Below are 20,782 nucleotides of genomic sequence, written 5' to 3'. Positions count from 1 at the left end.
TGCACGACCCCACGCCAGCCGGCCTCGATCGACCGACGCTTCGTTCCCGCCTCTTCTCCCGCCCCCGGACAGTGGTACTGAGCGGAATCGCCGTGCTCGCCGTGATAGCAGGAGCCGCCTTCGTCGGCGGTCAGGGGCAGCCGGAAGATCAATCCCAGCTCTTCTCGGACGGCTTCCCGATGGCGCGCCCGATGGCAGCCAGCGACGCCCAGGCGGTCACGTTCTCCGCGGTCGGGGACTCCATCACCGCCGACCACGCCTATCCGGAACAGGTCGCCCAGCGGATCGTTGGCGAACGTTCCTGGGCCGTCTTCGCTCAGGAACCCGGTACGTCCTTCGTCGGAGGGTGGGCCTTGGGGGGCGCCACCACAGCGGATATGTTGGCCGGCTACTCCCCCATTTCCTCCGATGTGCTGGTGCTCATCGCCGGGACGAACGATATTCGTGCCGGGGTCCCCTTCGAAAAGATCGGGGAAAACCTGCAGGCCATCGTTTCCCAGTCCGATTCGGACCGGGTGCTCGTCTCCTCAGTCCCCCCGCGGGACGAATTCCGTGCCCGGACCGTCGAGTACAACGCGTGGTTGCACGATTTCGTCCTCGAGCAGGGCTGGGGCTGGATCGATGGATCCCGTGGTCTGCGCGATTCGACGCACCCCGAGGTCTACGCCGCGGGTCTGAGCTACGACGGGACCCACCCCACGGCTGAAGGTGGCCGCATCCTCGGCTCGGCAGTCCAGGCTGCCTTGGGCACCCAGCCCACAGCCCAAGACACGCCGGTCGATCTGCCGTAGCCCAGAGCGACCGCTCTTGGGCTCGGATCCCCCGACGAAAAAAGGGGCGGCCGGGACTGCGTCCAACGCAGACCCGGCCGCCCCTAGCGGCCTCGGAGGCTCCTACTGCATGGATTCGAGTTCGCGTCCCTTGGTTTCGGTGACGAACTTGAAGACGAAGAAGAACGACAACAAAGCAAAGAGTGCGTACAGCCCGTAGGCGAAGACCAGTCCGGCATCCGCCAGCGACGGGAACGTCGTGGTGACCAAGAAGTTGGCCAGCCATTGGGCGGCAGCTGCGACCGAGAGAGCCACGGCACGCATCTTATTGGAGAACATCTCACCCAGCAGCACCCAGACCACCGGACCCCAGGTCGCGCCGAAAGCGACGACGAACAGGTTGGCGGCGATCAGCGCGATCATGCCCCACGGCTGCGGCAGCGACACATCGTCACCGGTGCCCATCGACTGGCTGAAGGCGATGGCCATCATGCCCAGGGCGACGGTCATGCCCGCTGAACCAGCCAACAACAACGGCTTACGGCCGATCTTGTCGACCAGCAGGATCGCCACAATGGTCACCAGGATATTGGTGACCGAGGTGATGACGGTGATCGTGAACGAGTTTTCCTCAGTGAACCCGACGGACTTCCACAGGCTGGTGGAGTAGTAGAAGATCACGTTGATCCCCACGAACTGCTGGAACACCGAGAGCAGGATGCCGACCCAGACGATCGGCAACAGCCAGCCCTTGCCTCCCACGAGGTTGCGCAGGCCCTGATTCTTCTCGGTGCTGATGGTGGACTTGATCGAGGCGATCTTCTCATCGACCTCGTCCCGACTCTTCAACCCGACGACTTCGTGCAGGACCTTGCCAGCACGGGCCAGCTGGCCTCGGGCCACGAGGTAGCGGGGGGATTCGGGGATCTGCCAGGCCAGCACCCCGTAGATCACTGCCGGGACGATGCCGGCCAGGAACATCCAACGCCAGGCGTCGAGGCCGAACCAGCCCACCCCCGAGGCACCTCCGGAGGTCGCGGCGATGAACGCATCGGAGAGCAGGGCGACGAAGATACCGAGCACGATGGCCATCTGCTGCAGCGAAGCCAATTTGCCGCGGCTATGGGCGGGGGCCACTTCGGCGATGTAGGCGGGGGCCAGGACCGAGGCCATACCCACACCCAGGCCACCAATGAAGCGCCAGATAATCAGGTCGACCTCACTGAAGGCGAAACCAGATCCTGCCGCCGAAACGGTGAACAGCAGCGCGGCGACGATCATCGCCCGCACGCGGCCCTGCTTATCGGCGAAGGGGCCGGCGAACCATGCCCCGACCATGGCGCCCAGTAGCGCACAGGAGACGGTGAAACCCAGCAATACACCGCTGAGTTCGAACTGTTGGCCAACGGCGTCGACGGCACCGTTGATCACGGCACTGTCGAATCCAAAAAGGAATCCGCCCAATGCGGCGACGATGGAAACCATCACCACTTTTGTCGGCGTCGAGTCATGTTCTGTTGAGGCGCTCATGCCCGCAATCGTACGCCTTGCCCGTGGCCCGGGCAGAGGGTGGCGGGGCTGAAGCCCCACGACGTGGCCGTGTGGCGGACACGGCGGTCCCGGCGCTCCCGCTACTGTGTGGGTATGCAATCCCCCATCGAGAGCTACCTGCGACGGCTGCACACCGAATTGTCGAGCCTGCGCGACGGGACCCCGTACCAGGACATCCCCGCCACCTCGCATGGCAACCCCGACGATTTCGCGATCTGTCTGGCCACGGTCGACGGTTATGTCTACGAGGTCGGCGACGCCGATACCGAGTTCTCGATCCAATCAGTCTCCAAACCCTTCACCTATGGTCTGGCGTTGGAGGACCTGGGCCCGGAAGCCGTGGATGAAAAGATCGACGTCGAACCCTCCGGCGACGCCTTCAACGAGATCTCCCTCTCCGAGGGCACCGGCCGGCCGGCCAACGCCATGATCAACGCCGGCGCCATCGCCGCAACCTCGCTGATCAAGGGCTCCGGCGGACGCCAGGGCTTCGAGCGGATCCTGTCCACCTACTCCGATTTCGCCGGCCGGCAACTGAAGGTCCGCGAATCGATTTACCGCTCCGAGATCCGCACCGGCCATCGCAACCGGGCCATGGCCAACCTGCTGCGCAGCTTCAACGTCATCGAACACGACCCGGAAAAGGCCCTGCGGAACTACTTCCGCCAATGCTCGGTCATGGTCAACGCCCGTGACCTCGCCCTGATGGCCGCCACCCTGGCCAATGGCGGCACACAGCCGGTCACCGGCAAGGAGGTCATGGGCATCGATTCGGTCCAACGGGTGCTCTCGGTGATGATGACCTGCGGAATGTACGACGACGCCGGATCGTGGACCAGTGCCGTGGGCATGCCCGCCAAATCGGGGGTCGGCGGCGGTCTGCTGGCGGTCCTCCCCGGCCAGTTGGGCTTGGCTGTCTACTCCCCACCGCTGAACGAGCACGGCTCCTCGGTCCGCGGAGTGGCTGCCTCGGAACGTATGGCCACCGATATGGAACTACATTTCGTCCGTGCCGCACGGATGGGCCGCTCGGTCATCAGCGAACGCTACGACCTCACCGAGGCGCCCTCGGGAGTCCGGCATAACGACGATGCCGCAGCAGTGCTGGAGGAACACGGGCACCGGGCTCAGATCCTCGAACTTAACGGAGACCTGCTATTCGCCGGGGCCGAGTCAATGGTGCGGGCCATCAGTGCACTGCCGGAAGAGGCGGAGCTGGTCATCCTGGACGTGCGCCGTGTCGACGAGGTCGGCGACGTCGCGTTGACCATGCTCGCCGAAGTGCGCGATGGGCTCGTCGAGGAGAAGCGCCGGTTGATCCTGATCGAAACCGAAGGGGTCATTGCCGATGCGATGACCGCAGGACGCAACGACGTCCCCGTCTTCGGCACGCGCAACGATGCCGCCGAATGGGCCGAGGAGTGGATCATTGCCCTCCACGGCGGCCCCGGGCTGGTCCCCGACGTCGTCCATCTTCCCGATTTCCCGGCCGTGGCACCACTGGATCCGGAACAGATCACCGAACTTGAAGCGCTCATGGAGGAACGCACCTACGACGACGGCCAGGTCATCCGCCGCGTGGGACAGAAATTCGGCGGCGTCTACTTCATCCTCTCGGGCAAGGTCGCCACCACCAGTACCCAACAGGGGCACCGGTTCCGTCACGCGACCCTGGGCGCCGGGATGACTTTCGGCGAGATCGCCCTGGGCGGGGACCGTGGCCAGTCCTTGCGGGTCACGGCCGAGGGACGGGTCCAACTCAAGGTCCTGCCGGCCGAAGCCATCGCGCACCTCGAGGCGGATGATCCGTCGCTGGCCCTCTCCTTCTGGAAGGCGGTGGCCCGCGACGCCTATACCCGCGTGGAGCAGAGCTTCCGCGAGGCAGCAGTGAGAGAACGCGATCAGACCTTCCACGACGAAACGAACCGCTAAGCGGCAAAACAACCCACCGGCGTCGTTCCCTGGGACACATAATTTCTTAAATTACATAGGCTTTTGATATAAATAACTTATGCAAAACATGAGTCCGGCCCCCGCACCCGAGGATATTTCCGACGTTGCCGGGCTACTGGAGGAGCTCTTCCGCCTCTCCCGGCGAATCGCCCCTCCAGGGAACTACTCGTTGACCGTCTACTCGGCACTGGCCTCGCTCAAACGCCACGGAGACGCCCGATTGACAGCGCTTGCCGCCCACGAAGGAGTCAGCCAACCCTCCATGACGCAGGCGGTCGGTCGACTCAAACGCGAGGGACTGGTCCAGCAGGTCCCCGATCCCAGCGATGGCCGGGCCGTCCTGATTTCGATCACCGACACCGGTCTGGCGGCCTTGGCGCAACGTAGTCAACGCCGCAGCGAAGGCGTCGCCGAGCTGCTTTCAGCACTGGATGCGAACGACCAGCATTCGATTATCGCCGCCACCGGGGCCCTCCGCCGTCTCATCGACGCGGCCCCCGATCAGCGTCCCGACGGCAAATAGGCACAGCACCAACCCATCCCATATCCCTCGATTGGAGCACCGATGACCGGAGCACCAACGACCAGCCCTTCCCGGCCGGCCAGTCCCTTCAAACAACCCAAAGCCGTCTGGGTGCTGGCCTTCGCCTGCGTCGTCTCCTTCATGGGGATCGGCCTGGTGGACCCCATCCTCCCCGCCATTTCCGAACAGCTGCAGGCCTCCCCGAGCCAGGTGACGCTACTGTTCACCAGCTACCTGCTGGTCACCGCCGTGGCCATGCTTTTCACTGGCTGGATTTCCAGCCATATCGGCGCCAAGCGCACACTGGTCTACGGCCTGGCGATCATCGTCATCTTCGCCGCCTTGGCCGGTTTCTCCGGTTCCATTGACGGCATCGTGGGCTTCCGCGCCGGCTGGGGCGTCGGCAACGCCATGTTCATCGCCACGTCGCTGGCCGTGATCGTGGCCTCCGCCAGTGGCGGCTTCGTCGGGGCCATCGTGCTCTACGAGGCGGCCCTGGGCCTGGGCATGGCAGCCGGTCCACTGGTCGGCGGCCTCCTGGGCTCCATCTCCTGGCGTGGCCCCTTCTTCGGAGTCGCCGGCCTGATGCTCATCGCCCTGATCGCCACCATGGTGTTGGTGGAGCCCACGCCGAAACCGGTGAAGAAGACCTCCATCCTCGACCCGCTGAAGGCCCTGCGCCACCGCGGTCTGCTGACCATGTCGCTGATGGCCTTGTTCTACAACTGGGCGTTCTTCACGGTGCTGGGCTACGCCCCCTTCCCGATGGGTCTGGACGCGATCCACTTGGGCTTCGTCTTCTTCGGCTGGGGACTGTTGGTCGCCGGGTTCTCGGTCTTCGGAGCCCCGTGGCTGCAGCGCAAGCTCGGTATCGCCGGCACGCTTTACATGAACCTCTCGCTCTTCGCCGTGACGATCCTGATCATCGGCATCTGGGTCCACCAGCCCTCGGTACTCATCCCGGCGGTCATCGCCACGGGCATCTTCATCGGCATCAACAACACGGTCACCACCCAGGCCGTGATGACCGTTTCACCGGTCGAACGTTCCGTGGCCTCGGCCGCCTACGGCTTCGTCCGCTTCATCGGCGGCGGCCTGGCCCCCTTGGCCGCCGGCAAACTGGTCGAGCACTACAACATGCATGTGCCCTTCATCCTCGGCGCCGTGGCCCTGGTCATCGGCCTGGGCATTCTGATGTCGGGACACAAGCTCCTGCGCAAGGCCGAAGAAGCACAAGCCGCCGATACCGCAGCCGCAGTCTCCACCGCAGAACCGAGCAGCGAAGCACCGGCAGACGTTGTGGCGATTGCCGACCGCCGGATCATCCCCGTCGAACATGCAGCAACCGCCATCCTCCCCGAGGGGTTGGAAGGCGCCGTCGTGGCAGCCATCGATTCCACTGAGGCCGCCGACCGAATCGTGGACAAGGCCTTGCGGGTCGCCGCCGCCGCGAAATTGCGGGTCGACGTCGTCCATGTGCTCGAATCGGTGATCGTCAGTGACGTTGCAGTGGACGGCGAGGACCTGGCGACCGCCTCGGCAGCGGTGCGCACCCAGCTGGACCGTCTCGCAGCCGCAGGGGTCGGCGCTGCCGGATATGTCTTGGGCACCGAACAAGGCCATCCCGAGAACCACGCGGGTGCCGGACGGGCGGTGGCCGAATACGCCAACCGCATCCAGGCTAGGTCCTTGGTCATCGGAGCCCCGACGCATGGCGGGCTCTCCGCACTCATGGACGCCTCGGCCAGCCAGGAGATCTGGCGCAGCGCACGAACCGACGTGACGATCGTGAATCCGCAGGCGGCAGCGCCCGTCGGGCCCTAACCTGCTCTTGCACGATTCCGTTGGCCCGTCCGGCATCTGGTGCCGGGCGGGCCTTCTGCGTCCTCGGCCGCCACGGGATCGGAGTCTAACCGGCGGTGGACTCGGCGTCTCTCCGCCGGATCAGTGTCAGCCGCACGACAGACAGGGCCACGGCGAGGGCCAAGCACGGCAGCAGGTAGGCAATGAGGTCCGCATCGCCGATGAGCGATGCAGCGCCGAGGGCCAAGGTCGCCATCATGAACAACCAGGCCAAGGGGGTGATGATCTTCAGCATGTGTCCGGCCCTTCCCTTCGACTTCCTGGTTCCGTCGCAACCCCTCGAACCAGCTTCGTGCTGACTGGACACCAGCAGTTGTCCTGTCCGACAACCGTAAGTACCCCGTGATGCGGAACACAAATGACTCGTGCCGGGGCACCACCACCCTGGATCGAGGACTCCCATTTCGGGTGGGCGCCGGCGGAACATGATGCGCGGCACCGAAGTGTCGGTCGGCACTGTTAGATTCGAGCCCTACCCGCCGTCGGATCCGCGGCGGTCACGAAGAAGGGGTGCGGATGTTCCTGCTGGATGCCGTGGAGGCCACCGAGCCGCCACGCTTGGTTTTTTCGGCCTCCGATCTGGTCACCGCCAGCGAATGCGAATATCAGGCGCTGTATCGACTCGACGTCAAACTCAGCCGCCGGCCCAAACCCGATTTCCCCGAGGACGCCATGGCCTCTCGGGCCGCGGACCTCGGTGATGTCCACGAACAACGGGTCCTGGAGCAGCTGGAACACACCCACGGTCCCTGGGATCGGACCACCGGGACCGGGGTCCGCCGGATCGACAAGGCCCCCAGCATGGACCGGGCCACGCTCGAAAGCCTGGCAGCAGACACCACCGAGGCGCTCCGTCTCGGGGCCGACGTCGTCTTCCAGGCCACCTTCTTCGATGGCGAATTCCTCGGGTTTGCCGACTTCATCGTCCGGGAGTCCGATGGACGCTATGCCGTCTGGGATTCGAAATTGGCCCGCCATGCCCGGGTCACCGCGCTGCTGCAGTTGGCCGCCTACGGGGACCAGCTCGAACGCCTCGGGTTCGCCCCCTCCCCGGTGGCGACCCTGGTGCTGGGCAACCTCGAACACAGCGAGCACCCGATGCCCGACCTGCTGCCGGCTTTTCGCGAGCTCCGGACCCGTTTCCGTCGGCTGACGGCCGAGCATCGGGCAGCGCAAACCACCGTCGAGTGGAACCAGCCCGGGCTACGCCGGTGCGGAAAATGCGATTATTGCCTCGAGCAGGTCGCCGCCCATGATGATCTGCTGCTCATCGGCGGTATGACCGCAGCACGACGGCGGACACTCATGGCCGAGGGCATCACCACCATGCATCAGCTGGCCGAGCAGCCGGCCCCCGCCGGGGAGAACCCGGATGCGTCCCTGGGCCGCCTCCGGGAGCAGGCCAGGGCCCAGACCGGGCTGCTGGATTTCGACGGATCGGCCAGCGTCGGGGACCACACGGTGTCCTACCGACTCCAGCCCGGCCAGACGATCGGCGACCTTCCGGCCCCCAGTGACGGGGACATCTTCTTCGACTTCGAGGGCGACCCGCTCTGGCAGGACCCCGAAACCGGCATTTGGGGTCTCGAGTACCTTTTCGGTGTCGTCGAATACGACACAGGAACCCCGGTCTTTCGCCCGTTCTGGGCGCATTCCCGGGCCGGGGAGAAACGGGCGTTCCTGGATTTCCTGGCCTACGTGCAGCAGCGCCGGCAACGCTGGCCCGATCTGCACGTCTACCACTACGCCCCCTATGAAAAGTCTGCGCTGCGCAACCTCTCGGTCCTGCATACCGCAGGGGAAGACACCGTGGATGCCTGGCTGCGCGAATCCCTGCTGGTGGATCTATACGACACGGTGCGGCACTCGATTCGTATCTCCGAAGGCTCCTACTCGATCAAAAAGCTCGAACCCCTCTATATGGGGGCCGATGGCCCGCGGGCGGGAGTCACCAATGCGGGGGCCTCGGTCGTGGCCTACGCGATCTACTGCGCCGACCGCGATGCCGGGAACACCGAGGCCGCAGCAACGACCCTGGCCTCGATCTCCGCCTATAACGAATACGACTGCCTTTCCACCTTGCGTCTGCGCGATTGGCTCCTGGGGTTGGCCGCCGACTGTCCCGCCCCGGTGGCCGGCCCGTCGAACGAGACGGCCACCGCTGTCCTGCCCGGGACCGACGCCCCGGAACCGGAAGCCTACGAGCCCAGCGCCGAAGAGTTGACGCTGCAGTCCTACCTGGAACTCGACGCCGACTTCTCTTCCCTTCCCACAACGGAGCAGCCGGCGGCACGGGCCGACCACGGCGCGGTGGCAATGGTCGCCGCCGCCACCGGCTACCACCGGCGCGAGGATAAACAATTCTGGTGGGGCCACTTCGACCGACTCGAATCCCCCACCGAGGACTGGGCCGAAACCCGGGGCGTTTTCCTCGTGGACTCCGCCACGGTTCTTGAGGACTGGGCCCGGCCGCCGCGGGCCCGCACCGAACGTCGTGTCGTGGAACTGACCGGGACCGCCTCCGACGGGACCGACCTGCGCCCCGGCACCGACTGGTTCCGCATGTATGAGGCCCCCGTCCCCGCCGGGGCCGATGTCCCGACCGGCGCCGATGGACACCCCCTCCCGACGGCACGCGGCGGCATCTTCGACACCGAAGTGCTGACGGTGGACGTCAACGGGCCGACCACGGTGCTGACGGTCGCCGAAAAGTCGACCGGCAAAATCCCTCCGTACCCCCAAACGCCCATGGCGCTCACCCCGGGCAGGCCCATCATGACCCGGAGCATCCGCGAGTCGCTGGCCGAGCTGGCCCGCGAGGTCGGTTCCGCCCTGGTGGTCCCCTCCCCCGCCGGGAACGAGGACACCGTCCTGCCGGTCATCACCGTCCCTCCCCGGCTGCCCCGCCATCCGGGGCTGGATATCCTGCGCCGGGCCACTCCGCGCCTGGCCACCCGGGACAGCCTTCCCCCCGTCACCCCGGATAATGCAGGCCGAGGGGACTACATCGGGGCGATCACCGAGGCCGTCGCCGACCTGGATCATTCCTACCTGGCCGTCCAAGGCCCCCCGGGTACGGGCAAAACCCATGTTGGTTCCCATGTGATCGCCGCGTTGATGGCGCGGGGTTGGAAGATCGGGGTGGTCGGCCAATCCCATGCGGTGGTCGAAAACATGCTCGGCGCGGCGATCGGCAAGGCCGGTGTTGACCCGGACCGTGTGGGCAAGAAGCCCAAGGACCCCCGCACCGCCTCACCCTGGTCGGTGACCGATGACAAGAAGTTCGCCAGCCTGCTCGACTCCGAGGGCGGCGCATTAATCGGCGGAACGGCCTGGACGATGACCGGGCGGCAGGTTCCTGCCGGCTCCTTGGACCTACTGGTCATCGACGAAGCAGGCCAGTATTCGTTGGCCAATACGCTCGCCGTCGCCCGGGCCGCGGACCGTCTGCTGCTGCTCGGTGATCCGCGCCAATTGCCCCAGGTCACCCAGGGAACCCACCCCGAGCCCGTTGACGATTCTGCGTTGGGTTGGCTTTCCGAAGGCGCAGCAACCCTCCCCGAACGTTTGGGCTACTTCCTCTCGGATTCCTGGCGCATGCATCCGGCGCTCTGTGCCAAGGTCTCGCGGCTGAGCTACGCCGGCCGGCTGGCCTCGGCCCCCGCTGCCGCGCTACGCCACCTCGACGGGGCCGAACCGGGGGTTGGCACCGTACTGGTGGACCATCGGGGCAATGCGATCTCCAGCGCCGAAGAGGCCGCGGAAATCACGGCACAGGTCGGCCGGCATCTGCGGTTGCGCTGGGATGACGGCGGATATGGTCCCGTCCGCGAATTGGGGCCTCAGGACATCCTCGTCGTCGCTGCCTATAACGCCCAGGTCAACCTGATCCGCACCCACCTTGATGCCGCAGGGTACGACGACGTCCGGGTGGGCACCGTGGACCGGTTCCAGGGTCAGGAAGCCCCGGTGGTGCTGGTGTCGATGGCGGTCTCGGCCGCCGAGGAGGCCCCGCGGGGCATGGATTTCTTGCTCAACCGCAATCGGATCAACGTCGCCGTGTCGAGAGCGCAATGGCGTACGGTCATCGTCCGCTCCCCCGAACTGACGAATTTCCTGCCCTCCAGACCCGAGGGGTTGGCCGAACTCGGGGCGTTCGTGGGGCTCTGCGGCTAAAGCGGCACGGCGGGTGCCTCACCGTGCCGGGCACCCAAATGCCGGACAGCTCCTTCGGGCTCAGCTATCCCGATCAAACTCGGCCCGCATGGTGGTCAGCGTGCGACGGATGTTCTTGCGCTGGAACTCCGCGAAGAGCTGTCCACCGGTAACGGCACGGTCAAAGGCAGCGGCAAGCCAATCCGGCCAGGTCGACCGGCCATCGGTCCAGGTCTCGGTGACCCGGGTGCCACCGTCAACGCGTTCAAGGTCGTAGGCCCACGTGGCGATCTTGCCGGGGAGGATCGGCCGACGAACACCGATCTTGCCCACGTCGAAGGCGAAACGTCGCGCCGGCTCCGATGCCGTGACGATGCATCGGGTGGTCCAACGGGCCCGTCCCCGACGGTTGGTCCCCTCGAAGGTCTCGCCCACCTGCAGCGGACGGCCCGTTGCCGGAGTCGTGGCACCGGTGTTTTCAGGGCTCCAGCGCGGCATCTGTGCCGGGTCGGCCAGCTGAGTCCAGATTGTCTCGGCATCGACGTTGATGACCACGCTGTCACTGATCTGCATGGTGCGCTTCATTCGGGTCCTCCCGATCATTGGTTCGGCGACTGAGCATCAACCGTGTTCGGAGCGTACCTCCTCACGACGACGCCGCGAATTGGACGATTCCACGCCCGGCCCCTGCTAGCGTGTGGCCATGAGTGCATTCCACGGTCTCGTTGCCTACCCCGTCACCCCCTTCGATGATTCCGGGGCTGTCGACCATCCTGCCCTGCGCCGGCATCTGTCCACCCTGGCGGTTTCGGGGGTCGATTCCATCGCCGTGCTGGGCTCCTCGGGTAGCTTCGCCTACCTCGACACCGCCGAACGCGCAGCGGTCATCACCACCGCCGTCGAAACGGTCCGTGAGGTCAATCCTGCCCTGCCCGTCCACGCGGGGGTCAGCGCCGTAGCCACCTCCGAACTGATGCACCACGTCGAAGCCGCCGTCGCCGCAGGAGTCGACGGGCTGCTGCTGTCCACCGTTTCCTATGTGCCCCTGAACGAGGACGAGGTCGCCACCCAGTGCCGGCTCGTTGCCGCGGCCTCCGAACTGCCGATTTGTCTGTATTCCAACCCGGCGACCACCAACTTTTCCTTCTCCCTGGACCTCATCGCCGAACTCGCCACCGAACCGACGATCGTGGCAATCAAGGAAACCGCAGCAGATATGGAGACCTTCATCGAACGCCACGAGGCCCTGGCCTCCCGCGTCCATTCAGGTTTCAGCCATGGCATGAGCGGAGACGCGTTGATCGCCGAGGCCGGCTTCGCCGCCGACGCCTGGCACTCGGGACCGGCCTCGGTCCTGCCGGCTCACTTCGTGGCGCTGCGGGCCGCCCTCGTCGGTGGGGACATCGCGGAAGCCAACCGGCTGCGCGAGGAACTCACCCCGTTGATGCGCGAATTCAATGCGCTGCGTAAGCTCAGCAACCTCCATGCCCTGGCTCGTGCCGCAGGCATCGATTCCGGTGAACCGCGCCGTCCATTATTGCCCCTCCCCGGCAGCAGCCAGCGGGATCTGGCCCGGTTGCTGGGGGATTTATCCGAACCCCTGTAGGCATCCGGCGCCACCGCTGTGCACCAAGGGTTCGAACTCGCGAGTAACTCGTGCTAGACAAGAGGGCATGAAAATGCGCAATTTGGCTGGTTCCACGGTGAACCCGCTGGGGCTGGGGTGCATGAACCTCAGCCATGGGTATTCGAACTTTCCGAGCTATGCCGACGGCGCGAAGCTCCTGCGTCACGCCCTCGATGCGGGGGTGGACCATTTTGATACGGCCACCCTGTACGGCAGGGGGTGCAACGAAGAACTCGTCGGTGCCGCCCTGGGCAAACGCCGTGACGACTATTTTTTGGCCAGTAAATGCGGGCTGGAAATCATGGCCCCGGGAGAACGCGGACGGATCGACGGCCGCCCGGAAACCATCAGGGCCCAGGCCGAGGCCTCTCTGGACCGGCTCGGCACCGACTTCATCGACCTCTACTATCTGCACCGTCTCGACCCGAAGGTTCCGGTGGAGGAAAGCGTCGGCGCCCTGGCTGATCTTGTCGCCGAAGGGGCCATCGGGGCCATCGGCCTGTCGGAGGTCTCCGCGGCCACCCTCTACCGGGCGACCACCGAACACCCGATTGCGGCCGTGCAGAACGAATACTCGTTGGCCACCCGGAACTCCGAACTGGGGGTGTTGGAAGCTTGCCGCACCCTGGGCACGGCGTTCGTGGCCTTTAGCCCGCTCTCCCGGGGGTTCCTCTCAGGAACCCTCCTCGACCCCTCAGGGCTCCCGGAAAAAGATCTGCGCCATGTCCTGCCGCGTTTTAGTGGCGAGAACTATCCGGCGAACCTGGAGCTGCTCGATTCCTTCCGCGGGGTTGCCGAACGGCTAGACGTCACCTGCTCGCAGCTGGCCCTGGCCTGGCTCCTGGCCCAGGGTGATCATGTTCATGCGATTCCTGGCACCACCAACACCGGGCATTTGGACGAGAATTTGGGCGCCGGATCCATCACCCTCGATGACGCCACGACCGCGGAGATCGGGGCGATCATCAACTCGCAAACGATGCACGGCGCCCGCTATAACGCAGGTCAGCAGCAAACCATCGATACCGAGGAGTTCGCTGCCACGCAGCCCTGAGCCGGCACCGGCGTGGTGCTGTCGTCCATGTCGGGATCTGCCGGGGTGTCGGTGAACCTCGGCGACTAGCCATCGTCTTTCGTGGCGTGCTGGGGGCGGGCCGGATCGATGACCTTCTTGACGTCGAAGAACTTCTCCAGGACATGGTGCTTGCCCTTGAGCGCCGCATTCATGCTCAACCCATCCACGTTGATGCGAGCCTGGCGCAGATAGTCGTCGGTGAGCTGCATCCAGGCGGGAGTCGAGGTGTCGATGCCGAAGTAGAAATCAAATCCGGCCTTCTTGAACAGTTTGTACTTCGCCCCGGAGTAGGTGGCGATGCCTGACATATCGGCGCCGAACGGAAAGATCAGCAAATCCGTATCCCCCAGGATCGGGCGGACTTCCCGATCCCATTTCTTGGTGTCGGCTTTCAGCCGCGCCATCGTCGAATTCGTGACATTGGAGTGGCCCCAGGTATGTGAGGCAAACACCCAGCCGTTGTCCTTCAGGGCGCCGGCAACCTTCTTCGCCTTCTTCGTCTGCGCCTTCACGTCGATTTTCGGATCATCCCCATATTCGATCTCACTAGTCCGGTACCCCAGCAGCCCGTTATAGCCGGTCAGCGCAAGGATGCCCTTGCTCCCGCGGTAGGAGAAATCGGGGTGCTCCCGCACGAAGGCGTCCACGATCGTGGGCAGATCGTAGTCCCCGTGAACCGTTTTCCCGGAGGCTGCCTGGTAGGTATTGGTGATGTTCCCGTCCTCGTCCACGGTGAGGTTCGTGGCGAAGCCGTCACCGTCCATGTACTCGTAATAGCTCACATCATCTTCGGAGAGGACGAGCGGTTTCTTTCCTTTGGGCAGCTTGATCGGCCGGTATTCCATCTCACCGTCGGCGTTTTCGCGGGCGATGTCGTGCGGATTGACCAGCACATAGCCCCTTTTGTAGAGGGAGGAGAGGATGGCCTTGAATTCCTTGACCGTGACCATGTAGTCCGCATATCCCTGCGCACTGGGGCCCGGGGCAAAGGCCCGTTTCGGGTCCACGATCAGCGAGTGGAAGAACAGGTGGGAGATCTGAGAATTGTCCTCCCACGTCACCATCTTCTCCTGCTGGGCAGCGATTTTCCCGGTGAGTTCGGACACGTCCTCACCCTCAAGATCCTTGAGCTGTTTCAGGGCGGTGGAGTAGTCGTACTGCGCGGCCGCCGTCGTTGCCGCGTCAAGCGCTGCTTCACGCTGTTGTTCAGGTGAAGGGCCATCGACTTCGCCATCCGCTGCCGTGCCGGGGCCGGAAGCCCAGTTGCCACCGCCTGGAGGTCCGTCCTGGTTCATGCTCGGGCCGACACAGCCCGAGAGGGCCAGCGAAACGGCCACCATCGAGGAGAGAAGCAGGGCACCAGTGGAACGTATTCCCCAGGCGGAAGACATTTTTGCCACCTCTTTCAGCGCGTCGAGCGGACGAGTGCCGGCGGGGGTGCCCTCAAACATCCGCTGACTCCCACGCTAGTCCCGCTCTTCGGTCCCGACGCGCGCGACACGTCGTCAGTGGCCTAGAATGACCATCCGGCCCTCGACGTTGCGGACCACGTTCGCCCCGCTGCCGCGGCTCCCTTTTCGAGTACAACCCATCAATCGTCGTCCCCCACCGAGCGGGACGGAAAGTAGCAGATGCCTTCCACCGAACCCGCCGTCGCCACGTGGGCCGACCAGCAGGAATTCAGGTCCTCACCCGCCTGGAAACTGCTGTCGGCTGCGCCGTGGACGGTCGCGTTCCTGCGGGCCGAATTCACCCAGGCCCGTCCACGGGTCGGCCTGGAACCGTTCCATGCCTCCTTGCAGGCCTTCCTGCGGCATCTCCGCTCCGCCGGGACACCACTGAACGATGCCTGGCGGGCCCAGCATTACGCAGATTCGTGGGTTCGTGCCGGGTATCTGGCGCGGCCGCTCATCGACGGCTCCTTCGTCTACGAGCCGACGGCGCATACGGCCCGGGTACTCACCTTCCTTGAGGGGTTCTCCGGCTCGGGCACCAATTTGAACTCCTCGCGGCTGAACACCCTGCTGACCAGTATCGAATCCTTGGCCCATGAGACGGATCCCGATCCCGAGGCACGGATCCGCCAGCTGGAAGCCGAGATCGCCGAACGCACCGAACGCGTGGAGGCCCTGCGCTCCGGGGCCGCCCCGGCAGTGCTGCCGACCGAAGGGGCCGTGGCGGCGGCGCGCAGCATCTTGGACCTTGCCGCCAACCTGCCGGCAGATTTCAAGCGGATGCGTGATGGTGTGCGCCATATGCTCCACCAGGTCAGGCGCGAAATCATGGAAGGTTCGGTGGCCAAGGGGGTGGCGGTCGGCCGGGTCTTGGAAGGCGACCGCCAGTTGCGCAGCACCGCAGAGGGCGAGACGTTCCGCGGTTTTACCGAGTTCCTCAACGATCCTCTCCGGCAACGCCGTTTCCGCCAGGCCATCAACGAAGTCCTCGAACGCGATTTCGTTGAGGGGCTCAACGCCCAGGAACGCCACACCCTGGCCACCTTGCTGCGTGAATTACGCCGCCAGGCCACCGAAGTGCATGCCAGCTACGGCAAGCTCTCCGAGTCACTGCACGCCTTCGTCCAATCCGACGAATTCCGCGATTCGGTTCTGCTCCGCAAGGCGGTGCGGTCCGCCGAACTGGCGGTCGCCGGTTCCGAGTCCCTCACCGCCCGGACCCCGGTGACCGAGGTCACGTTGTACGCGCCCGCTTTTTCTACCCTGTCTGGTCTGGGGATCTTCGACCCGCAAGAGCATGTGGCACCACCGAAACTGGCCGAGCCTCCGGCAATGAGTCGTGCCGACATTCGACGCACCCCCAGCACCCCGAAGGCAGATTCCGACCGGCTTGACGCGGCGATCTCCACCGCATTGGCCTCCGCCCGGGGGCCCCTCACCCTCGGTTCAGTGTTCACCGGGCTCGAGGCCGGCGACCACCATGTGAACACCATTCGCTACCTCATCGAGGCTGCCCGCACCTCGGGACGAGACGTGGACACCTCACGGTTCGAGTCGATCACCTTCAGCCAAGTCGACGGCTCAGAACGCACCGCCTACCTGCCCGTGATCACCTTCGCGAAGGACACCGAATGAGCCAGCTGGACCCCGACTCCCCCGCCCTCGCCACGCAGGGTGCCGACGACTCCTGGAGGGACGACGGCGAAGCCGGCTTCGCGTCGATCTCCTCGGGACGCCGGGCCGAAGGCCAGCTCTTCGACGGCGATACCGGCAGATTCGAGTTGGCGCTGCGCCAGGCACTGATCCGGTTGCTGCGCGGGCCCTATCTGGACGGTGCCGCCGACGCCCGGCTGTGGCAACTGGTTTTGGATCGACGCACCGAGATTTCCGCCTTCGTGGCCGAACTGTTCCTGAAACTGCAGGTCGATACCGAACGCAAGATCGCCCTGCTGGTCCCGGTTCCGACGGAGACCGTCCATACGACCGCCATCGTCCCGCGTAAACCGCTACGCCGCGAAGAGACGCTTCTGGCCTTGCGATTGAGGTTGCTCTTGGACCGCCATGCCGGCACCGGAACCGACCCGGTCATTTCCCGGGCCGGCGCCCGGGAGATCCTCGAAGAACACCGCCATCCCGGGGCCTTGGACGATAAACGACTCGAGGAACTCACCGATTCCTCCCTGGCTCGGCTGGCTGCCCTGAAACTGATTCTGCCCACCGAGCTCGAGCATGAATATCGGGTCTCCGGAGCCTTGGCATTGGCCCTGCCCTTTGATTCGATCGATGAGATCCCCGCCTACCTGCAGTCCCTGGACCGGGCCGCCGACGAGGCCACGGAGCCGACACTGGATCTGGATTCCGACGTCGTACCGGATGCACCGGAGGAGAACTACGCCGAACCCGAAGACGACGATGATGACCCCGAGACCCCCACGAACCCCGAAGGGGCGGCCCAGTGACCATCTCCCAGACCCTGCCCTTCGGGGCGGCCATCAATCCCGGACAGCAACGCCTGTGCTCGATTCAGGTCATCAATTGGGGAACCTTCCATGGCCGGCACGAACTGTATGTGGACCGCGACGGCACCCTGCTCACGGGCCGCCCAGGCGTCGGCAAATCGACGCTCTTTGACGGGATCGGCCATATCTTTCATGCCGCCCCACGACTGAACGAATCGGCCCACGAGGCCTCCACCCGCAAGGACCGTCGCACCACGTACTCCTATATGCGCGGACGGCGGTTCAAGACCGAAGCCGGCACGCTCTACCAACGTCCCGGCGCCACCTGGAGCGCCGTGGCCCTGACTTTCGAGGACGGGCTGGGCACCCAGACCTGCATTGCCTCCCTCTTCGACCTGCCCGCCCAAGGCCTGGAAGGCCAGGTCGGCAAGCACTATGTGATCGGTGAAGGCACCCTGGATACGGCAGCCCTGGAGGAGCACGGCTCCCGCAGGTTCTCGCCGTCGTCCCTGATGAAGGTGCTGCCCGGTTTTGAGGCGTTCGATGTCCACCGCACCTTCGCCGAACGGTTCCGCAGGCGCCTGGGCATCGATAACGACAAGGCGTTCTCACTGCTGCGCACCCTGCAGAATGGCAAGGGCCTGGATCGGGGGGTCAACCAGTTTTTCCGGTATGAGGTCTTGGAGGTCCCCTCGACGTTGAAGGCTGCCGCCGGAGCCGTGGAGGATTTCTCCCATCTGCGCGGGATCCACCGCCAACTCGAAGAGGCCCGCGCCCAACGCGATGCCCTGGAACTGGTGCCCGAGCAGCATAAACGCCACCAGGAGCTCAGCGGATCCCTGCGCCACACCCAAGATCTGGCCAGGTATCAATTACCGTTGCTGCGCGAACATTTGGCCGCCGAACTCCTGGGCACCCAATCCGGCACCATCGCCGCCGAACTGAAGGCCAACCGCACCGCCATCTCCGAGGCCTCCGAAACCCGGACCGTCCTGACCGAACGCGTGCGTTCGCTCACCGAACAGCATGATTCCCATGGCGGCAAGGCCGTCCAGGCGCTCGAACGCGACCTGGAGGCGGCCCGCTCACGGTTGGCCGAACGCCGGGGAATCGCCTCCACCCTGAAAACCCGCATGCACGACGCCGGTGTGTCGCTGACGTTCTCGGCTTCCGGTCTCCAGGCAGCCCGCCGCCAGGCGGCAGTGACCGCAGAAACGTTGCAGGGTGTGGCCAAGGATGCGACCACCATGGAACACGAGGCCATCGCCGCGTCCATGGAAGCGCGGGAGAAGGCGCAGAAACTACGTCAAGACATCGACTCGTATGCCCGCAGGGGCTCGAATATCGACGGGCTCTCTGCTGCGGCCCGCCGGCGGATCTGCTCGGAAACAGGAATCACTGCCGAGGACCTACCGTTCGCTGGGGAGCTCATGGATATGGCGCCGGGCGCCGGTGAATGGCGTCCGGCAGCTGAGAAGGCGCTCCGTTCGCTGGCCACCACCTTATTGGTCAGTGGGGAGAATATTGAGCGCGTCACCCGCGCGGCTGACCGGTTGGAGGGGTATGGCAGGTTGCGCTGGATCGACCTTTCGGCCCACACTCCCGGCGGCCACGATGGCGACCCGGTGGCGACCGCCGATCCGCGGTCGTTGGTGACGAAACTGGAGTTCAAACAGTCCGAGGCCGGCCAGTGGCTGGAGCGCAAGATCGCTGCCGACCACGATTTCATCTGCGTCGCCACCGATGCCGCCCTGCATGCAGAGCGTCGGGCCATCTCCCGGGCCGGGACGATCAAAGCGGGCCGTGGCTCCTTCGAACGCGACACCCGCCCCGTGGCGGCCTCCGATTATTTGTTGGGCTTCACGAACGAGGAGAAGATCTCCGAACTCCACGTCCAGGTCGCCCAACTGGAAACCGATCGGGCGCAGGCCGAGGAACTGGCCACCGAACGCAGCCGTTCCAAGGATTCGCTGGCCCGCAAACTTTCGCTGCTCCGCGAGCTCGTCGCCGACGAGCGCCCCTTCTCCGCACTGGATTCCTCGGTCCAAACCGCCGCCGTGGAAGAACTCGAGACCCGGATGGCCGAGGCGATGGATTCCAGCACCGATCTCGCCGCGCTGCGCACCGCCCTGGAGCAGGCCCGCACCGATTTGGAATCCTCCGTCGGGGAACTGGCGGTGCTGCGCAACCAGACCGCGGCGCTCGAATCCCGGGCGGCGACCGCTGACTCCCTCCTCGAAGCGGCCCGCAGCTCGAGCGCTGCTGCCGCGCCGGAGGCGAAGGCCCGCCAGGAGCTCTCCGCCGAACCGCTGCTGGCCGAAGCATTGCGCCGGCTCGAAGCCGGAGAGGATTTCGAGCTCGCCGAACTCGATGCTGCGGTCTCGGCGACCGCACTGGATCTGGGCGAACGCATCACCGAATTACGCGAACTCGTCTTTTCCACCGAGGCGGCACTGACCGAGACGTTCCGTCAGTTTGCCCGCGATTTCGGGGTCACCACCTCGGCTTCCTTCGGTACGGGGGTCGACAGTGCCCCCCACTATGTGGCGCTGCACCGAGCGATCGTCCAGGAGGGGCTCCCCCAACGTCAAGAGGAGTTCCGTGAATACTTCTCCAACCGCTCCTACGAACGTTTCTCGGACCTCCTACAACTCTTGGAGGAAGAACGTCGTGGGATCGGTGAACGGATCCTGCCGTTGAACCAGATCTTGGCTGATGTGCCCTTCGAACACGGTTCACATTTGCGGCTGGAAGTCTCCACGGTCATCCCGGAGGAGGCCCGCGAGTTCCGGACGGCACTCAAGGATGCCCTCGGGAACGCGTACGGCTCCCGCGGGGTGGAGGAGCTCAGCGCCAACTACAAGGCGCTGGAACTACTGGTGGATGCCTTGGACGACCCCGCACGGCAAGCCTGGCGGGACACCGTCTTGGACGTCCGTCAGCATGTGCGGATCAGCTGCAATGAGCATAAGCCAGGCGGCGAGGTCGAAAACGGGCTGGAACCGGGCACGCTCTCCGGCGGTGAGGGCCAACGGTTCACGTCGTTCATCATGGGCGCCGCGCTGGCCTACCAGCTGGGCTTTGCCTTACAAGGCTTCACGACCTACGGGACCGTCATGATCGACGAGGCCTTCATTCAAGCCAACTCGGAATATGCTGCTGCCGGTATCAACGCCCTCCAGGAATTCGGGTTCCAACTGCTGCTGGCAGCCCCCGAGGACAAAATCGATCTGGCCCTGCATCTGGGGTCGGTCTCGGACATCATCAAGCATCCGGCCTCCAATATTTCCGGCTTCGTCGAAACCGGACGTTCCCCCGCCCTCGCCACGGATATCATTCTGCGCTGACCCCG

General features: G+C 65.1%; 14 protein-coding genes. 10 read left to right on the top strand and 4 right to left on the bottom strand.

Going from position 1 to position 20,782, the window contains the following annotated elements; translation table 11 throughout:
• Positions 1-92 precede the first annotated feature (92 nt).
• Positions 93-791, top strand: a complete 699-nt coding sequence (locus CIK75_RS10420; RefSeq protein ID WP_143413325.1) for a GDSL-type esterase/lipase family protein — start codon at positions 93-95, stop codon at positions 789-791.
• 102 nt (positions 792-893) lie between these two features.
• Here CIK75_RS10420 and CIK75_RS10415 read toward each other — a convergent pair whose 3' ends face one another.
• A complete protein-coding gene (locus CIK75_RS10415; RefSeq protein ID WP_096224092.1) occupies positions 894-2,300 on the bottom strand; it encodes a sugar porter family MFS transporter in 1,407 nt (468 codons plus the stop codon).
• Between the two features lie 114 nt (positions 2,301-2,414).
• Here CIK75_RS10415 and glsA point away from each other — a divergent pair, with 114 nt between their 5' ends.
• From glsA to CIK75_RS16660, 3 genes are all read left to right on the top strand, one after another.
• Positions 2,415-4,253, top strand: coding sequence for a glutaminase A (glsA, locus tag CIK75_RS10410; protein WP_096224090.1), 1,839 nt, complete (start codon positions 2,415-2,417; stop codon positions 4,251-4,253).
• 79 nt (positions 4,254-4,332) lie between these two features.
• Positions 4,333-4,797: a MarR family transcriptional regulator gene (locus CIK75_RS10405; RefSeq protein WP_086993626.1), complete on the top strand. Its 465-nt coding sequence runs from the start codon at positions 4,333-4,335 to the stop codon at positions 4,795-4,797.
• Positions 4,798-4,839: 42 nt separating this feature from the next.
• Positions 4,840-6,621 carry an MFS transporter gene (locus CIK75_RS16660; protein ID WP_086993624.1) on the top strand — a complete coding sequence of 594 codons (1,782 nt, stop codon included), beginning with the start codon at positions 4,840-4,842 and terminating at the stop codon, positions 6,619-6,621.
• Between the two features lie 85 nt (positions 6,622-6,706).
• Here the strand turns inward: CIK75_RS16660 and CIK75_RS10395 are convergent, their stop codons facing one another.
• The gene (locus CIK75_RS10395; RefSeq protein ID WP_086993621.1) at positions 6,707-6,895 is read right to left on the bottom strand and encodes a hypothetical protein; all 189 of its coding nucleotides are present in this window, start codon (positions 6,893-6,895) and stop codon (positions 6,707-6,709) included.
• Between the two features lie 281 nt (positions 6,896-7,176).
• Between CIK75_RS10395 and CIK75_RS10390 the strand changes: the two genes are divergently transcribed.
• The gene (locus CIK75_RS10390) at positions 7,177-10,836 is read left to right on the top strand and encodes a TM0106 family RecB-like putative nuclease (RefSeq protein ID WP_096224088.1); all 3,660 of its coding nucleotides are present in this window, start codon (positions 7,177-7,179) and stop codon (positions 10,834-10,836) included.
• A gap of 60 nt (positions 10,837-10,896) precedes the next feature.
• Here the strand turns inward: CIK75_RS10390 and CIK75_RS10385 are convergent, their stop codons facing one another.
• Positions 10,897-11,388 (bottom strand): SRPBCC family protein, encoded by a 492-nt coding sequence (locus CIK75_RS10385; protein WP_241895401.1) that lies wholly within the window; start codon positions 11,386-11,388, stop codon positions 10,897-10,899.
• Between the two features lie 130 nt (positions 11,389-11,518).
• Here CIK75_RS10385 and CIK75_RS10380 point away from each other — a divergent pair, with 130 nt between their 5' ends.
• Entirely contained in the window at positions 11,519-12,421 is a 903-nt protein-coding gene (locus CIK75_RS10380; RefSeq protein ID WP_086993609.1) for a dihydrodipicolinate synthase family protein, read from the top strand.
• A gap of 67 nt (positions 12,422-12,488) precedes the next feature.
• Positions 12,489-13,496: an aldo/keto reductase gene (locus CIK75_RS10375; protein WP_096224086.1), complete on the top strand. Its 1,008-nt coding sequence runs from the start codon at positions 12,489-12,491 to the stop codon at positions 13,494-13,496.
• Between the two features lie 65 nt (positions 13,497-13,561).
• Here CIK75_RS10375 and CIK75_RS10370 read toward each other — a convergent pair whose 3' ends face one another.
• Entirely contained in the window at positions 13,562-14,968 is a 1,407-nt protein-coding gene (locus tag CIK75_RS10370) for a polysaccharide deacetylase family protein (protein ID WP_096224084.1), read from the bottom strand.
• A 180-nt stretch (positions 14,969-15,148) separates the two neighbouring features.
• Here CIK75_RS10370 and CIK75_RS10365 point away from each other — a divergent pair, with 180 nt between their 5' ends.
• From CIK75_RS10365 to CIK75_RS10355, 3 genes are read left to right on the top strand one after another with little or no spacing between them, the layout of a single operon-like run.
• Positions 15,149-16,606, top strand: a complete 1,458-nt coding sequence (locus CIK75_RS10365) for a DUF3375 domain-containing protein (RefSeq protein ID WP_096224082.1) — start codon at positions 15,149-15,151, stop codon at positions 16,604-16,606.
• Positions 16,603-17,430 carry a DUF4194 domain-containing protein gene (locus tag CIK75_RS10360; RefSeq protein WP_096224080.1) on the top strand — a complete coding sequence of 276 codons (828 nt, stop codon included), beginning with the start codon at positions 16,603-16,605 and terminating at the stop codon, positions 17,428-17,430. The genes CIK75_RS10365 and CIK75_RS10360 overlap by 4 nt, the downstream gene beginning before the upstream one ends.
• Positions 17,427-20,777: an ATP-binding protein gene (locus tag CIK75_RS10355; RefSeq protein ID WP_096224078.1), complete on the top strand. Its 3,351-nt coding sequence runs from the start codon at positions 17,427-17,429 to the stop codon at positions 20,775-20,777. Before CIK75_RS10360 ends, CIK75_RS10355 begins: the two co-directional genes overlap by 4 nt.
• Positions 20,778-20,782: the final 5 nt, after the last annotated feature.

Origin of the sequence: Glutamicibacter sp. BW78 (assembly GCF_002332245.1) — a bacterium.
Lineage (GTDB): Bacteria > Actinomycetota > Actinomycetes > Actinomycetales > Micrococcaceae > Arthrobacter_H > Arthrobacter_H rhombi_A.
This window is presented reverse-complemented; position numbering and strand designations above follow the sequence as displayed.

Excerpts from the sequence above, each read along its gene's own strand:
- CIK75_RS10415 (WP_096224092.1), bottom strand. The coding sequence starts at position 2,300 with ATGAGCGCCTCAACAGAACATGACTCGACGCCGACAAAAGTGGTGATG.
- glsA (WP_096224090.1), top strand. The coding sequence starts at position 2,415 with ATGCAATCCCCCATCGAGAGCTACCTGCGACGGCTGCACACCGAATTG.
- CIK75_RS10405 (WP_086993626.1), top strand. The coding sequence starts at position 4,333 with ATGCAAAACATGAGTCCGGCCCCCGCACCCGAGGATATTTCCGACGTT.
- CIK75_RS16660 (WP_086993624.1), top strand. The coding sequence starts at position 4,840 with ATGACCGGAGCACCAACGACCAGCCCTTCCCGGCCGGCCAGTCCCTTC.
- CIK75_RS10395 (WP_086993621.1), bottom strand. The coding sequence starts at position 6,895 with ATGCTGAAGATCATCACCCCCTTGGCCTGGTTGTTCATGATGGCGACC.
- CIK75_RS10390 (WP_096224088.1), top strand. The coding sequence starts at position 7,177 with ATGTTCCTGCTGGATGCCGTGGAGGCCACCGAGCCGCCACGCTTGGTT.
- CIK75_RS10385 (WP_241895401.1), bottom strand. The coding sequence starts at position 11,388 with ATGCAGATCAGTGACAGCGTGGTCATCAACGTCGATGCCGAGACAATC.
- CIK75_RS10380 (WP_086993609.1), top strand. The coding sequence starts at position 11,519 with ATGAGTGCATTCCACGGTCTCGTTGCCTACCCCGTCACCCCCTTCGAT.
- CIK75_RS10375 (WP_096224086.1), top strand. The coding sequence starts at position 12,489 with ATGAAAATGCGCAATTTGGCTGGTTCCACGGTGAACCCGCTGGGGCTG.
- CIK75_RS10370 (WP_096224084.1), bottom strand. The coding sequence starts at position 14,968 with ATGTTTGAGGGCACCCCCGCCGGCACTCGTCCGCTCGACGCGCTGAAA.
- CIK75_RS10365 (WP_096224082.1), top strand. The coding sequence starts at position 15,149 with ATGCCTTCCACCGAACCCGCCGTCGCCACGTGGGCCGACCAGCAGGAA.
- CIK75_RS10360 (WP_096224080.1), top strand. The coding sequence starts at position 16,603 with ATGAGCCAGCTGGACCCCGACTCCCCCGCCCTCGCCACGCAGGGTGCC.